Source organism: Paraburkholderia sediminicola, from assembly GCF_046026895.1.
Lineage (GTDB): Bacteria > Pseudomonadota > Gammaproteobacteria > Burkholderiales > Burkholderiaceae > Paraburkholderia > Paraburkholderia sediminicola_C.
This window is the reverse complement of the sequence record NZ_JAQQEU010000064.1, coordinates 27716-41680: the sequence shown is the minus strand read 5'-3', so window position 1 is coordinate 41680 and position 13965 is coordinate 27716. Positions and strand designations below refer to the sequence as shown.

13 protein-coding genes and 2 pseudogenes are annotated in these 13965 nt (G+C 59.1%); 10 read left to right on the top strand and 5 right to left on the bottom strand.

The window, feature by feature from the left end; translation table 11 throughout:
• The first annotated feature begins 537 nt into the window (after positions 1-537).
• Positions 538-783 carry a LysR substrate-binding domain-containing protein gene (locus PQR02_RS30800; protein WP_408240572.1) on the top strand — a complete coding sequence of 82 codons (246 nt, stop codon included), beginning with the start codon at positions 538-540 and terminating at the stop codon, positions 781-783.
• 110 nt (positions 784-893) lie between these two features.
• Here the strand turns inward: PQR02_RS30800 and PQR02_RS30795 are convergent, their stop codons facing one another.
• A complete protein-coding gene (locus PQR02_RS30795; RefSeq protein WP_408240569.1) occupies positions 894-1940 on the bottom strand; it encodes an SDR family oxidoreductase in 1047 nt (348 codons plus the stop codon).
• A 2487-nt stretch (positions 1941-4427) separates the two neighbouring features.
• Between PQR02_RS30795 and PQR02_RS30790 the strand changes: the two genes are divergently transcribed.
• Entirely contained in the window at positions 4428-4592 is a 165-nt protein-coding gene (locus PQR02_RS30790; protein ID WP_408240566.1) for a hypothetical protein, read from the top strand.
• 186 nt (positions 4593-4778) lie between these two features.
• Positions 4779-5126, top strand: a complete 348-nt coding sequence (locus PQR02_RS30785) for an H-NS histone family protein (protein WP_408240563.1) — start codon at positions 4779-4781, stop codon at positions 5124-5126.
• 1681 nt (positions 5127-6807) lie between these two features.
• Here the strand turns inward: PQR02_RS30785 and PQR02_RS30780 are convergent.
• Positions 6808-7068 carry a DUF6723 family protein gene (locus tag PQR02_RS30780; protein WP_408240560.1) on the bottom strand — a complete coding sequence of 87 codons (261 nt, stop codon included), beginning with the start codon at positions 7066-7068 and terminating at the stop codon, positions 6808-6810.
• A gap of 102 nt (positions 7069-7170) precedes the next feature.
• Entirely contained in the window at positions 7171-7425 is a 255-nt protein-coding gene (locus PQR02_RS30775; protein WP_408240557.1) for a hypothetical protein, read from the bottom strand.
• 28 nt (positions 7426-7453) lie between these two features.
• Between PQR02_RS30775 and PQR02_RS30770 the strand changes: the two are divergent.
• From PQR02_RS30770 to PQR02_RS30745, 6 genes and pseudogenes are all read left to right on the top strand, one after another.
• Positions 7454-7792 (top strand): annotated as a pseudogene (locus PQR02_RS30770) (alkaline phosphatase family protein); the annotation flags it as partial.
• A gap of 332 nt (positions 7793-8124) precedes the next feature.
• Positions 8125-9192: pseudogene (locus PQR02_RS30765) on the top strand (cytochrome-c peroxidase).
• A gap of 114 nt (positions 9193-9306) precedes the next feature.
• Positions 9307-9942, top strand: a complete 636-nt coding sequence (locus PQR02_RS30760) for a transglycosylase SLT domain-containing protein (protein ID WP_408240554.1) — start codon at positions 9307-9309, stop codon at positions 9940-9942.
• A gap of 173 nt (positions 9943-10115) precedes the next feature.
• Positions 10116-10799 carry a DUF2242 domain-containing protein gene (locus PQR02_RS30755; RefSeq protein ID WP_408240551.1) on the top strand — a complete coding sequence of 228 codons (684 nt, stop codon included), beginning with the start codon at positions 10116-10118 and terminating at the stop codon, positions 10797-10799.
• 427 nt (positions 10800-11226) lie between these two features.
• Positions 11227-11487 (top strand): hypothetical protein, encoded by a 261-nt coding sequence (locus tag PQR02_RS30750; RefSeq protein ID WP_408240548.1) that lies wholly within the window; start codon positions 11227-11229, stop codon positions 11485-11487.
• An 84-nt stretch (positions 11488-11571) separates the two neighbouring features.
• Entirely contained in the window at positions 11572-11844 is a 273-nt protein-coding gene (locus PQR02_RS30745; RefSeq protein WP_408240545.1) for a hypothetical protein, read from the top strand.
• Positions 11845-11912: 68 nt separating this feature from the next.
• Here PQR02_RS30745 and PQR02_RS30740 read toward each other — a convergent pair whose 3' ends face one another.
• Positions 11913-12800 (bottom strand): DMT family transporter, encoded by an 888-nt coding sequence (locus tag PQR02_RS30740; RefSeq protein WP_408240575.1) that lies wholly within the window; start codon positions 12798-12800, stop codon positions 11913-11915.
• A gap of 500 nt (positions 12801-13300) precedes the next feature.
• On the opposite strand from PQR02_RS30740, the gene PQR02_RS30735 reads away from it, so the two are divergent.
• Complete coding sequence (locus PQR02_RS30735) at positions 13301-13516, top strand: hypothetical protein (RefSeq protein WP_408240542.1); 216 nt, start codon at positions 13301-13303, stop codon at positions 13514-13516.
• 160 nt (positions 13517-13676) lie between these two features.
• Here PQR02_RS30735 and PQR02_RS30730 read toward each other — a convergent pair whose 3' ends face one another.
• The gene (locus PQR02_RS30730) at positions 13677-13955 is read right to left on the bottom strand and encodes a hypothetical protein (RefSeq protein WP_408240539.1); all 279 of its coding nucleotides are present in this window, start codon (positions 13953-13955) and stop codon (positions 13677-13679) included.
• Positions 13956-13965 lie beyond the last annotated feature (10 nt).

Here is a 13965-nt window from a genome sequence, read left to right as displayed (position 1 = left end):
GTCCTTGCCGCGAACATTACTTGGTGGTTCACGTCGCCAGCTTTTGCGGGTCGACCGCCTCCTCGCCGGCAGCCTGTCAACGAGCGCTGCTGGCCGTAGAACGTTCGCCCGTAGCATCCAACGTTACTCGATGAGCGTGCGTCTGAGTGAGGTAAGCGACTTCTCCGGTCACCTCCGCAGGGTCCGCGTAAAATAGGTCAAGATTCGCGGGCTGGAGCAAAGCGTCGCGACCGTCCAAATATCCTTGACAAGCCAGTCGTCTTCTAACGATTGCAAATCACGTCTACCGCTGCGGTCTCGCAGTTTCGTTTCAACGTCAGAAGCTGTTCTGGACTTCATGGAAAGCAATACCGCGTACCCCAACAAAGACGAACTTGCCGGGCGGGGAGCAAGGCAGCCGGACTATGCGCTGAAAAACAGTGCGCTAGTTAGGCTTGCCAAGGCCCAGATAGGGCCGAGGGCCAATCTGCTGCAAGAAATCGTGGCGACGGCACAGTCGATTTGTGGTGCAGAAAGCGCAGGTACCGTTGATTCGCGTTGTCTGGACATCAATGTTTTCAGATTGCTCCGACACTTCAAGCTCCGTTCACCATCCCAGACTTGCAAATCGTTGAGAAACTCGCAATCGAAGGTCATGGATGGACCGTCCTTCCGGATTACCTGTGCGCCGATGCACTTGTTTCCGGCCGACTTGTGGAAATTCCACCTGGACATGCCGCCCCTACCAACAACCTCCTCCTGACCTGGAACAAGATGGCGATGCGCAATCCGCGCATCGCCTAGGTCCGCGACATCATTCTTGGATTGTTCAATTCCGAATCAGAGGTTTGACCATTCCCACGTACAACGTCGTAGGTGTTGGTCCGCACAGCGCGGATGATTGCCCGCAGACGTCAGGGGATGTAGCGCTGCCGTCTGAGGTCCTCCAACATCTCGAGATACATCTCTTCGCTGTCGATGCAGTCATGGAATCCGTGCTTGCGCGCCTTGATAGTGCTCGTGATGTTGTCGAACGTCGACTTGAAAATCATGTCCCCAAACTTCCAGGACACAATATCTTCGTAGGCGTAGGGACGAAGGCCGTGCTGCTGTACCAACTGATTCCACAAGCCGGCCTTGTCCGCCATCATCTGTTGCAGTGACATGGGGAATGGCTCACCAGGGGAAACATCAAAGAATTCGGCCAGCCGAGGCCAAACGCGAGACCACCGGAAGTAGTCGCCGTTGGTGATGTTGTAGACCTCTCCCTGGCAATCCTTCGTTTCACCAGCCCAATCGACAGCTCGGGCGAGGATTCTGGTGTCCGTTACTTGATACAGCGCGTCGTAAGCAGCGCGAGGCCCAGGGAACGACATGGGGACCCCAAGAGCTTTCGCGAACGTTCCGTAGACGGCAATCACCATCAAAAGGTTCATCGGATTGCCGACTGCTATCCCCGCAACTCCCTCGGGGCGAAAAGCGGTCCAAGACCAGGCTTTCCCCTTCGAGCGCTCACGAAGAAAGTCCTCCTGGTCATAATAGAAATTGGGTGGCATATGCCGGGGGTCACTCTCCTTTGCAGGAGAGAGAGGCATCGCTCCAAGATGTACACCATACGCCTTGCCCCCTTGCATCAGAGTGATATGTTGGAGATTCGAAGCATGCTTCTCCATTACCTCGACCATGTTCCTGAGCATCAGCAGATTTACTTCGACCAGCTCGGCAGGCGTCGGTTTCTCCTGATAAGCCGCGAATACGAGATGCGTCGCATCCGGTACCTGCGAAAGTAGTGCCTCACAGGAATCACGGTCAAGAAGGTCTACCGGCAGGTGTTTCGCACGCGAAGGAAAATCGGGCGTTCGACGCGAGACAGCGACCAGATTCACATCTTTATCTTCGTAATGAGCGAGGACTCCGCGACCAATTACTCCGACAGCACCAGCAACGACAACGGTCTTCATGGTTTCGAAAATCTCCCATTTTTGCGATAAGTTCTACGTTGACGACGACACTTCTTCCTCGCTTAGGCCGCGTAGATTCTTGACACTTTCACGACTAAAACCTAGGCGACATGCAGGCAGACTCAATCCGAGTATGGTATGTGGTCGGCATGAGTAGTAAGAAAACGACTGGCAGCCGTAAATCTTCCTATGCACGACCACATTTCGGCGTCGCACCACCCGACAGCCCATGGCGCGACGAGGTCTACGAATCCCCGGGCTCATTTTCTTCCATAGTGTCCTCCCCGCGCATCGGTCAGGTCTGCTAGCTGCCCTGGTAGATATCGCAGGACAGGCCCACCACGCACGGCGCACCGTTTCTGGCTCTGCCGCTGCTGCTGCTTCTGCCAGGCTCGGGTCCGTATCCCGGGTCAGGGCTGCGGTCCATATTTGTAGCCGGCTGGGCAGTTGTCATGGGCTGCTGGGAAGCTGACGGGCCGGCGGTGCCCGAAGGTTGCGTGTCCTGCGAATGAGCGGCGCCCGCAGCGAGCATAGATACCGCACTGATTACAGCGAAAAGTTGCACTTTCATCTCGTCACCTCTTTCCGGTCGGCACCAGGCACCGTGGCCCGGTTAATTTCCGTGGTAAATATCGCAGAAGGTCCCAGCACTAAAGGGCGCACCGTATAGTGTTCGCTCACCCGTTTGCGTTCTGGACATCGGCATGCCACCCACCGAGGTGTCGCGCACCTGTTCCTCTGTCGGCGCCGCACCTTGCTGCTGTCTGGCCGACTGATTCATTTGCGCAGACGGAGTTTGCTGCGCGTCCTGTGAATACGCGGCACCGGCTGCCGTCAATAGGCAAAGCGCACTTGCCCTTACCATCGCCTGTACGTTCATCTTGACGCCTCGCGTGGTGAGCAAGTTTCCGGACGACCACCTCGGGATACTTGCGGCTTCACTTCCGCCCCCCGAGTAGCAAGGCCCCCTGCACCGTCGGCGAGCAATGTTGTCGGTGAATCGACGCGAGACTGCCGCGACCGAGTGCGACCGTGTGGATGTGGGTGCTGCGCCGCTAAATACGTGTGTAGCTGATTAGCGCTGGCAGAATAGGTGCTGAAGGGCCGCACGGAAGCCTGCACGTGATGACCTCGTGGGTCCGCAACGGCACAAAGATTACGTTGCTCAGTCAGTTGCCTTCCATTTCTGGCTCGCGCGCCCTCAGCAGATTTTTAGCTCCCTCCGAAAAAAATGTTGCATTGCGGGTCCACCCTGCACGGCCTGGCATGTCTTGCGCCGCTTTGTACGCTTGTAGCAGGCATGCCGCCGTATGCTTCCATCCCTGGACCGGCAGAGGAAGCACTCTGAGTCGCGGCGTTTTCCTGTGGGGGGGGTTGTGGTATCTGCGTTGTGCTTTGGGAATGAGCAAGTCCTCCCATGACAAGCAACCCGGCAGCAGAAGCGACCATCAATTTTGATTTCATGTTAGCTCCTTGAATTGCGTTGAATTCCAATCATGCGATTCGCTATTCACGTGCGTGCACACGGCATAATCGGGCACGCGAAGTGTCCTTCGCATCTGCGGGCCAGTTGCCCGAGGCGAACCTTTCAGGTCGTTAGCAAAACGAGGAAAGCAGTGCGCCGAGCCGAGGTCCCGGGGGCGCAAGGTGGCGTGCCAACTGGCAATGTCAACGGATTTTGTGGACCCCCGACACGTAATAAGCGCCCTGCAACTAGGTTATAGGGCGCGGAATACCGGAGCGGTAGTGAATATTCGCGCCGCACTTCGCCCGCTATCTGGCAGGCGGCTTTTTACGCTAGTCCAGGCTTAAATGCTGGCGCCTGGCGGATTTGACCAGTGGCTGATATGGAGCCGGTCGCTACTGCATTGACGCTGCAGCGACAATATTGCGTTCAGCCTGCGCCAATGGTCGGCGCCGGACAAGAGCGCTGCCGTTATCGATGTCGGCGGAGGTGAATCGACGCTCGCAGATTATTGACGTGTACGCGGATATCCAAACCTGACGGTGCTCGATTTGTCCGCCGTTGCTCTCGATGCGACAAACGTCGGTTGGGTACTCTCTCCGACCAGATACGAAGGCAAAACACCGCTGACCGACTGCTGGCAGCGTTACCTTGACTCGCGTCTTGATACCTGTGCATCCGCGGGCGAGCAGCGTCGACTTGCCGCCCGTCCACACCCGAGTTCGGCTACGAACGGTACTGCATCAGTCAGTGTTGGGCACCGCCTTGTTTTCCAGGACGGCTCCATTCCGCGCGTCGACACGGAACTCCTCCTGAACGGTAAGGGGAGCACCTTGTGCGCAACGGTGGCCCGCCACGTCGACTATCAGGCGTCGCGAAGACCGCCGCAATACGGGAAACAAAAGGCCGATGCAGGATGTCAGCTCGTTTGGCGACGGTCGTTACGACAATACCGCGCGAATACGGAATAGCGGAATACTCATTGCTCGCCTCAGTCATGTTCAACGCAACCGGAGACCGACATGGCCACCCCGAAGGAACCGGACCGCACAAGTGAAAACTCCGACAAGGATGTCGATAAGGCTGTTGAAGACACTTTCCCCGCCAGCGACCCACCGGCGACGGGTGGAACCAGCCGCATTGTGTCGGAGGACGGCGAAGAAGCGGATGAAGATTCGCCCGAGTAATGAGAGGCGCACGCAAGGAGGGATCATTGCAGACATCTTTAAACCCGGCGAGACCGTCACGGTGTCGGGTATCTATTCGGTCATTCTTGAGGGCGGCGACAACGAGGGCCGGTCATTTGATGCTATTGTAAAATTCAAGAACCAATTCTAACAGTCGCTGAAAACAGGCGCATTTCCAAGAAAGCCATGGCATATGAAAGCGTTGAAATCGCTCAGTTGCGGACGCAGCGGGAGGCGTTGGATAGACAGTTGGCGGAAGCCAAAGAACGAGAGACGCAGCACGTGCTGCGGGAAATCGTGCAGAAGATGCACGAGTATGGAATCACACCCGATGAGCTCTTGGGGCGCGAGCCAAGCGCGCAGCCAGCCAGGTCTTCAGCAAAGTACCGCGACCCGGTAAGCGGCTCAACGTGGAGCGGCCGTGGGCGAGCGCCCGCCTGGATTGCCGGCAAGGACCGCAACGAATTCCTGGTCGATAAGCGCTCTGCGCCCCCGTCGATGGTGCAAGCGGCACTGTTCCCGGAGCACCACTGAGCCGTCAAAGGGCCTAGTCGACAGTAATTAAGCAAGCGCGTGCGGTCACACAAACTGGCAACTCGTCGGCAGGTCGCGCCCCACACAGTGAAAGTGCGCACACGCCGCGCACCGCCATCTGCAGCCGGGCTCATGTCGAAGCAACTTCACATGCAAGAGGTCGTTCCAGCTAACGAGCCTGACATGTCGAACATTCCTCGCCAGATGTACGGTCCCTGCAGCAACGGAAAGATTCGCAAGAAGGGAGCGACCGTAATCATGGAAGTACAAATCTTACGTTCGCCCGCGAAGCGCTGGCAGAAGCAAACTCGATGCGAAATCGATGATACGTTAAAATGTATTTGCATCGCAGTGATTCGAGGCATTGCATCGCTCTTCTAATCTGACACTCCCTAACTTCCGCCTGGATTTACATGAAACTCGTTTTCAAGAAGACTCTTGCTTTCCTCATCGTATCCTCGTTCGCAGCCCCCGCAGTGTCGTTCGCTGATACGCACCGCGACAGCCGGCACGCCCCGGTGCGGCACCATGCTCAGCCTCACCATTCTCAGCCTCACCATAACGAGCACTCGCACGACTAAGCGTCCGGCGCCGTCAAGGCTGGCCTAGGTGAGAAACGGTTTGACCCGCGACGGGCGAACCGTTTCTGGTTTGACCGCATATGTGTTGCGCCTGCCTCTTCGTTTTCGCTCAGACCCGCATGCAACCCCGTCGCAAGGCAAGACAGGTTCGCAATGAGACGCGGATTACAGAATCCGTAACCGGCGCGTCAGCTTTCGGTCAAACCAGGAAGTTCGCTATAGGGACGCAGTCCTGCGGAACACAGTGGGGCGGGCAGACCTTCGTCGTGCGTGCCGTGACGGACAGAGGCATCATCAAGCTCGTAGCGAGCGCTAGCGGCACATTCGACGACTCGGCCGACGGAGGCGTTTGCAGAGCCTGAATGTTGGCCGACTCAGGGTGCGCTCCCACAAATGGTATCGCAGACATGAGGTCATGCGCCAGATAATGGCCTGCGTGCACTGAGACCTTTGTCAGAGGTGGCGCCGGTTCTGCCGGCGACGAAGGCGATTCGTCATTTAGCACAGACGACAAACGTGACGTCACTCACCAAGAGGGTGGCATCACTGCCGGCGCGCAATCGACTGAACATCGGGCGCTGCGTTAGCTGACCACGTGCTGACGACGCGGCTCACCGTGGGGCAGACGCAGGTGTAATTTCCCAACTTTTGCTTGAGATACCCTTCGCGTCACGCAAAACCTCCGAGGAAAATAGAGGGGGAATTTTGGATATTTCTTCGCAGGCAAAACCTCGTTGCAGTCTCAATCAAATTGGCTGCAAAGCTAAGCTGGTGGAGGTGTCGCGGCTCTGACCCTGCAGAATTCCCAACTGTTGTGTACCGAAATTCACGACTATGATTGTGCTGTTTCAGCTGGCTCGTTTGAATAGCTTGCCGTCCGCTTTCTCTCTCGTCGCTGCCACAACCACCGCATCCCGACAGCTTTAACGCTGGAAAGAAACAGAGCCCGGTCCATCCAGACCGGGCTCTGTTTTTTTTGCTGACGCAATCCCTCACCAATTCCACCGCCACAGCCGAAACAAACTCGGCGCGTATGCTGTCGCCGACTTTCAACTCATCGAGCGGAAGGTCGCTGGCCAACAGCTTCCGCACGCCCGGGTCTACAACTCCGGACGCGCGAGGTCGCTGGTCACGATGTGCTCGCCATACACCTGGGCTGCCGCGACCGCTTCCAGCTTGGTCGCGTACGGACCGAGTTCGGGTGCGCCGTCGAAAGGAAAAAGCACGCGGCCGTCGGTGGTCCGCACCACTTTCAACACGCCGAAAAAACGCCGGTAGCCGGCCAGCTTCGACGTCGCCAATACTGCGAAATCGTTCTCCGACGTGCCGGGCACGCTGGGAATAAAAGCGGTCTTGCTCATACCTGAAAACATCTCTTGTTCAATGGATCGGCGCATGCGCGAAACGTCAAGGCTACACCCGGCACGCGCGGGCGGCGCTCATTGTCTCAAATCGGGGCGGCTTCAACCGGCCACGCACGCGAAGCGGCAACCTGCGGTCACCCGACGACCGATCTCACCAACACCCAGGAAGCGCCGAGCGCAGCCGTGCCGCTCGGCGATCACTACGCGACGCGCCACGACCGGTTCGAGTATTTCCACTCGATCATCGATTCGCCGGATTGCGCGAAGAACGTGGTCAATCTCAACAACCTGACCAACGACCGACCTGAAGTCGATCGACACGACAGCGAACTTCAACCTGATCACGCCGAACATCTGCGACGACGGCCACGATGCGCCTTGCGTGAATGGTCAGCCGGGCGGCCCGACGAGCGCCGACGCGTTCCTCAAGAAATGGGTGCCTGTCATCACCGCGTCGCCGGCGTTCCAGAAGGACGGGCTGCTGATCATCAACTTCGACGAAAGCAGCTACGCGACCGTCACTGCGTCGGCCAAGGAGGAAGATCTGATCTTCGCGGACACCACCTGCTGTAGCCAGCAGTCTGGCCCGAATCTCGACGCCTTCCCGCAAACCTCGTCGCTCGCCTACCGGGGCATGACGATCAACCTGACCAAGCAAAGCTTCGGCGGCGACCAGACCGGTGCGGTCATGATCTCGAAGTTCATCAAGCCGGGCACGGTGTCGACGGTGCAGTACAACCACTACTCGAGGCTCAAGAGCATCGAAGACATCTTCCAGCTTGATCATCTCGGGTATGCAGGGCAGGCCGGTCTGGTCGGCTTCGGCAGCGACATTTTCACGAACCTGTGCAGCGATTCGAAGCTGTCTTCTGCAACTCGGTCCACCGCGCGCTTCGGCGCGCGGTGCTCGCTGTTCTGCTCAGTGCGGCGCTGCTATCAGGTATGCAGGCCGCGGCAGCGGCGCCTGTCGATGCGGCGCCGACGACCTATAGCGACGCCGCTGCGCTCGGCAAGCTCATGTTCTTCGATCCGTCGTAATCGGCCTCGGGCAGGATGTCGTGCGCCAGCTGTCACAGCCCGTCGCACGCGTATGGGCCGCCCAATGGCCTCGCGGCGCAGCTCGGCGGGGTGGACATGCGCTCGCAAGGCACGCGCGCCGTGCCGAGCCTGCGGTCCGTGCTCAACCGCACGCCGATCTGGAGTCACCCACAGGCGGTGAGCCTGTCCGAACGGCTCAGCGAACGGACAACGCGCCGATGGGCGGCTTCGGCTGGGACGGCCGCTTCAATAAGCTGCACGACCAGGCGAGCTTCCCGCTCTTCAATCCGAACGAGATGGCGAACAAGGATCCCGCCACGGTGCTCGCCAAGCTGCCGCGCACGCCGTACGCGGCGCGCTTCAAGGAAGTGTTCGGCCAGAACATCTTTGCCGACCCCACCAAGGCGTTCACGCAGGCGATGTATGCGATCGAACGCTTCGAGCTGGAGGACCCGAGTTTCCGTCCGTACACCAGCAAGTTCGATGACTACCTCGATGGAAAATTGCAACTAACGGCACAAAAATTGCGAGGCAAAAGACTGTTCGACGACTCCGCGGGCGGCAATTGCGCGTCATGTCACATCGACCAGCCCGGCGTTAACGTCGCCCATCCGTTGTTCACCGATTTCACTTCCAGGCGCTCGGCGTGCCACCCAATGCCGAGCTGCGCGTGAATACCGATCCGAAGTACTTCGACGGGATTTGTGCGGGCCGATCCGCACCGATCAGTCGAGCGACAAAACCAACTGCGGACTTTTCAAGTCGGCCTCGCTGCGCAATACCGCGACCCGTCAGGCGTTTTTCCCTAACAGCCGCTTCCACACACTGAAGGACGCGCTGCGTTTCTACGTGCAGCGCGATACCAATCCGGCGAAGTGGTATCCGAAGGATGCACACGCCAAAGTCAACAAGTTCTACGACTTGCCGCTCGCTTTACGCGTGAACGTGGACACGACGGACGAGCCGCTCACGCGCAAGACCGGCGAGCTCCCCGTCTGGTCCGAGCACGATATCGACGATGTCGCGGCCTTCCTCACCACGCTCAACGACGACTACGACCTGAACGCGAAGCGTTCAAGGTAAAGCGTGCAGGATTCCCGTTGGCCTTGATTTCAAAAGAGAAATTCCGGTCAACAGGAGCCTCTGGACGAGGCGGCGCTATAATGCGCGAACCCTCCCTTTTTTCCGTCTTCCGTTATGAGCCGGTTACTTTGCCTGATCTTGCTTTCGCTCGGCCTGATGCGAACCGCGACGGCCGACGAAAACACCGACCGCATGTCCGCCTATCTGACGCACAAGTTCGGTCTGGCGAAGGAAAAAGCTCAAGAGATTTCCGACGCGGTGCAGTCCGCCGCTTCCAAATACTCTCTCCCGCCGGCGCTTCTGCTGGCCATCATTTCGATCGAATCCCGCTTCAAGGAAAAGGCCAAGGGGGCCAACGGCGCGACCGGGCTGATGCAGGTGGTGCCGCAAGCTCATCGCGGGCTGCTGAGGAACGTCAAGGACCTCACCGAACCCACCGCGAACATCGAAGCGGGTTCTGCCATCCTGTATGGCTATATGCGCTCGGCCAATGGCGACCTGAACGCAGCGCTCAAGAGCTACGGTGGATCGCAGGCATACGCGCAAAAGGTGAGCTTGCGCGTCGACGACTTTGCCGCAGCCGTGTCGCAGCAAGACGCGGGCGCGCATCCGGATGCGCGCGCCGGTCTATGCGAGGCCGATCGCTGCGCCGCACGCCGCTACTGGACCAACTTCTTTACCGTGCCGGTGGGCAATAGTGCAGCGGCGAGCGGCGCGTCGTCGGCGGCCTTGTCCACGGCGGCACACTAAACTCGGCGCGGGCTTGCGCGTTTTCCTTCTTTTTGCCAGTGGCGATGCTTTCGACGCGGTAATTGCTCGTCATGGCGCGTAAGGTGTTTGCTGCCTGCTTTCCACGCACACCTGGCCACCCGCTCTACAATGCATTTCCATTCGCGCTCCCGCAGCGCCCCTTGCGATCGACCATGTTGAACTCGTTTTCAAGAATCACGACCGCAGCCCTGTGCGGGCTGCTGACCCTCGCCGCGTGCAGCAGCACACCGCAGCCGAAATTCCAGCAGGAATTGTTCGAAACCGGCGCCAGCCCTTACGCACGCAATTTCAATTCGAGCACCACCGACAGCTGCGAAGCCGCGCGCCGTGCATTGTTGAGCCAAGGCTACTTGACGACGATGCTGCGCCCGGACACCGTCGACGGAACCAAGAATTTCCAGCCGACCAGCGATACCCATGTCGTCGTTGAATTTCACGTGGTGTGCACGCCGGGTGAAGAGGCGAGCGATACGAGCATCGTTTACGTCAATGCCGTGCAGAACGGTTTCGCGCTGAAGAAAAGCGATACGTCGGCCAGTGTCGGACTCAGCGTGCTGGGCTCGCTCTCGCTGCCGATCCGCTCGAATAGCGATGCGATGGTCAAGATCTCGAGCGAGACGATTCCGTCGGGCAAGTTCTACGACCGTTTCTTCGGACTGGTCGATCATTACTTGCAAACCGTGGTACGTACGCAGCCGGTCGCAAACAATCGGATCGAAACGCGGTTGTTGCCTGGGCCGGTGGAAGTGACCACCCCGGCGCTCGTGCCCAGCCTGCCGGACGCGATCAATCAGGCGGCTGCCGCCGTCCAGCCTGCAAGCGGAGTGGCGCCGTGAGGTGTCTTCGAGAAGTTGGCTTGACGGCTGATCAAGTGCTGATCAGCCTGCGTCTCTGCGCGTAGCGGCACTTATCCTATGTCTTTTACTTCAGATGTATACATATGTAGTAGTTAACAAGGGTTAACCCGTTCGGTGGATAACTCCCAAATGTTCCTTCGCATCAACATGATGCGAAACCCATAACCCTGCGCAACGATTCTGCACAAGAACTACAAAGCCGGGATAACTTTGACCCGGCGTTCTCGGCACCCCGCCTTATCAAGATTCCGCACACAGGCTGCGCCCTACGCTATCCCGAAGTTATTCAGAGATAAATGTGGATAACTCGGAGCGCCAGACTAGTTCTCCACAGGCCGTTCGCGATGACTTCACAAGGTGCGAAGCGCTCGCCAGCGCACAGACTGTCGGCCCTCGCACGCGCACATTGAAGCTGGAAGGTACAAAGATTGCGTCTCTCTTTTTGCAAGCGCAACTGTTGCTATTTAGTCAAAAACATTTCAGCAACGCCCGATCCAGGCATAGAGTTAAAGTGTTTTCTGAAGTTATTGGTGCAGTGCGGGGGATGTATGAAACGCAGATCAGCACGACAGCTTGTCCGGCTTCTCTCGGATATCCGGCACGCAACCCATTGCAGCACGTTGCGGGCGGCGGCTACCAATCGGGCGATCGCCCTCGCTTCCGCTGAAAGTGAAGCGGAAGCCGCCGACAGCGACGACAACACGGAGTCCACGCGCGACACTCGGCAGCACAAGCCAGTCAGGAGCGAATCATGAGATCCGCGAGCGAGCAGTCGCTGCGCTTTCTGGTTGAAAAGTGGCTCGCGCCGGCGGTGTCGGATGCGCTGCACGTCACTGAATTCAGCCGCACCCGGCACGGGGGCCGGCGCTATGTGCGCGTCGAGACTTCGTCCAACGGGACGGGCTCACGGAGCTTGTTCTTCTTTCGCCACGACGACGGTTGCTGGTGCGTGTTTCCGCCAACCGCCGATACCCGCAGTACCTCGCGTACGCCCAGTTTCTTTGCCTACCCGCGCGCGGCGTAGCGCGCAGAGGCAGCCGAACGACGCGCAGACAACTCGCGCGCCAAGGAACGGGACGATGGGCTACGGAGTCACGACGCGTGGGACACGCGGTCGCGTCCGCGTCGCCAGCCCGGCATCACCTGACACACGATCAAACCCGCCAGCATCAGCGCGCATCCGAATAGCGAGCGCGCGCTCAGCGTTTCGTCGAGCACCAGCCACCCCGCCAGCGCGGCGAACACCCCTTCCATGCTGAAGATCACCGCCGCATGCGACGGCGCCGCGTATCTTTGCGCGACCACCTGAATCGTATAGGCGACGCCGACAGACAGCGCCCCGCCGTACAAGATCGTCGGTGCTGCGCGCGTCAGCGCGGCGAGACTGATAGGTTCGATGACGAGCCCCACGGCGAGGCACACCACACCGCACGTCACGAATTGCACGAGAGCCAGCATCAGCGTGTCGTGCCGCAGCGCGAAGCGCCCCACCAGCATCATCTGCACGGAAATCACGAGTGCGCCGGCGAGCTGATACCAGTCGCCGTACAGCATCGAAAAGTGTTCGTCGACGCTCAGAAAATACATGCCGATCGCCGCGAGCGATGCGCCGAGCCAGGTCGCGAGTCCCGTGCGATGCCTGAACAGCACGCCGAGTAGCGGCACGATGACCACGTAGAGGGAACTGATGAATCCGGCATTGGCGACTTTCGTGTATTGCAATCCGACCTGCTGCAGCGAGATCGATACGGCCAGCACCGCGCCGAGCAGCGCGCCGGCACCCAGCAGCTCACGTGCTCCGCCGGGTTCGCGCTTCGTCAGTTCGGCAAGCGCGGAGGGGCGCACGCAGACGAGCATCGTCAGCACGACCAGTGCGCCGAGGAGGAAGCGCAGGCCGGTGAACAGAAACGGTCCGATCGTCGCGAGACTCAAACGTTGCGCGACGAATGCGGAGCCCCAGATCATCGCGGCAATCAGCATCAGCAGATTGGCGCGCAGGTGTTGGCGGGTATCGGAATTCAAAGGCTTTGAATTTTCTGGTTCGGTGATTCGCGCGACGCGCTTCCAACCGCGCGACGCGACGGCGCGGCGTGCTACACGGGGCGGATCGGGTTCGAGTGTGCTCGGCCACCGGTTTGGGATCGCAACATGATACGCGGGCAGGCGGCGACCGTCGGCACAACCACGCCGCGAATCGCGGCGTGGTGTCGCGGTGTCGTTGCGCGACCGGCATGGAGCTGCGCAATTTCGTCTGATATCGACCTAGGGAATATACCTAGTACGGGATGCTTAATGATTAAAAGTGTGACGAAAGGGGCGTTGTCTCCCGGAAAATACATATCGAGTTTTGCGCATGACAAACCGCCTACGCCAGGTAATACTCTCCCGCGGAGAGCGGGAAGGCGCCTGAGGCCCAGCCTGCTTTACCATGCAGTTTATTCATTCACATTGACTCAGTCGTCAGGTTTGGGGAACAACACATGAAAAAAGTTATTGTCTCGCTCGCAGCCGCATCGATCGCGCTGGTCTCCGTTCAAGCTTTCGCACAGGCATCGGGCGCTGCAGCGCCGGCCGCCGCAGCAGCTAGCGCACCGAAGAAGCACCACACCAAGGAACTGAAGACGCACGGCAAGCGCGCTCCGGTTTCGGCAGCAGCTTCGGCCGCTGGCACGAACGACAAGGGCACGCAAAACTAAGCTGAAGCCCGATTCTTCGGGCGAGCCGCTTCCCTTCGTCGCCATTCGCCGCGAGTCTGCCACGGCGGCGCGGGAGTAGAACAGGGCGTTGCCAGTAAAAAGGCCAGAGCATCAGCTCTGGCCTTTTTGCATGGAACGGCGGTTTTTTGCGGCGCGCGGATCAGCCGGCGAGGCCACGCTTGATCACTTCGTTCAGCAGCCCGGTCATGCCCTCGGGATGCGAGGCGGCGCGCGTTTTCAGTTCTTCGACCAGTTCGATATTGAGCTTGCACGCGAAGGCGACCAGGCCTTGCGCCTGATCGAGCTTGCGCTGTTCACGACGATCGAGCTTCGGGTCGGCGGCCGCGCTTTTGCCGAAGCGATCCGCGGTTGCCAGTTTCATTGCGTTGTTCAGCTTGAGCGCCTTGTTCTTTTCAAGGTCGGTTTTTTTCATCGACATACGGAAGGCC

Coding starts and splice junctions, on each gene's coding strand:
- PQR02_RS30795 (WP_408240569.1), bottom strand. CDS start 1,940: ATGAAGACCGTTGTCGTTGCTGGTGCTGTCGGAGTAATTGGTCGCGGA.
- PQR02_RS30790 (WP_408240566.1), top strand. CDS start 4,428: ATGGCCACCCCGAAGGAACCGGACCGCACAAGTGAAAACTCCGACAAG.
- PQR02_RS30785 (WP_408240563.1), top strand. CDS start 4,779: ATGGCATATGAAAGCGTTGAAATCGCTCAGTTGCGGACGCAGCGGGAG.
- PQR02_RS30780 (WP_408240560.1), bottom strand. CDS start 7,068: ATGAGCAAGACCGCTTTTATTCCCAGCGTGCCCGGCACGTCGGAGAAC.
- PQR02_RS30775 (WP_408240557.1), bottom strand. CDS start 7,425: ATGTTCGGCGTGATCAGGTTGAAGTTCGCTGTCGTGTCGATCGACTTC.
- PQR02_RS30760 (WP_408240554.1), top strand. CDS start 9,307: ATGAGCCGGTTACTTTGCCTGATCTTGCTTTCGCTCGGCCTGATGCGA.
- PQR02_RS30755 (WP_408240551.1), top strand. CDS start 10,116: ATGTTGAACTCGTTTTCAAGAATCACGACCGCAGCCCTGTGCGGGCTG.
- PQR02_RS30745 (WP_408240545.1), top strand. CDS start 11,572: ATGAGATCCGCGAGCGAGCAGTCGCTGCGCTTTCTGGTTGAAAAGTGG.
- PQR02_RS30740 (WP_408240575.1), bottom strand. CDS start 12,800: ATGCTGATTGCCGCGATGATCTGGGGCTCCGCATTCGTCGCGCAACGT.
- PQR02_RS30735 (WP_408240542.1), top strand. CDS start 13,301: ATGAAAAAAGTTATTGTCTCGCTCGCAGCCGCATCGATCGCGCTGGTC.
- PQR02_RS30730 (WP_408240539.1), bottom strand. CDS start 13,955: ATGTCGATGAAAAAAACCGACCTTGAAAAGAACAAGGCGCTCAAGCTG.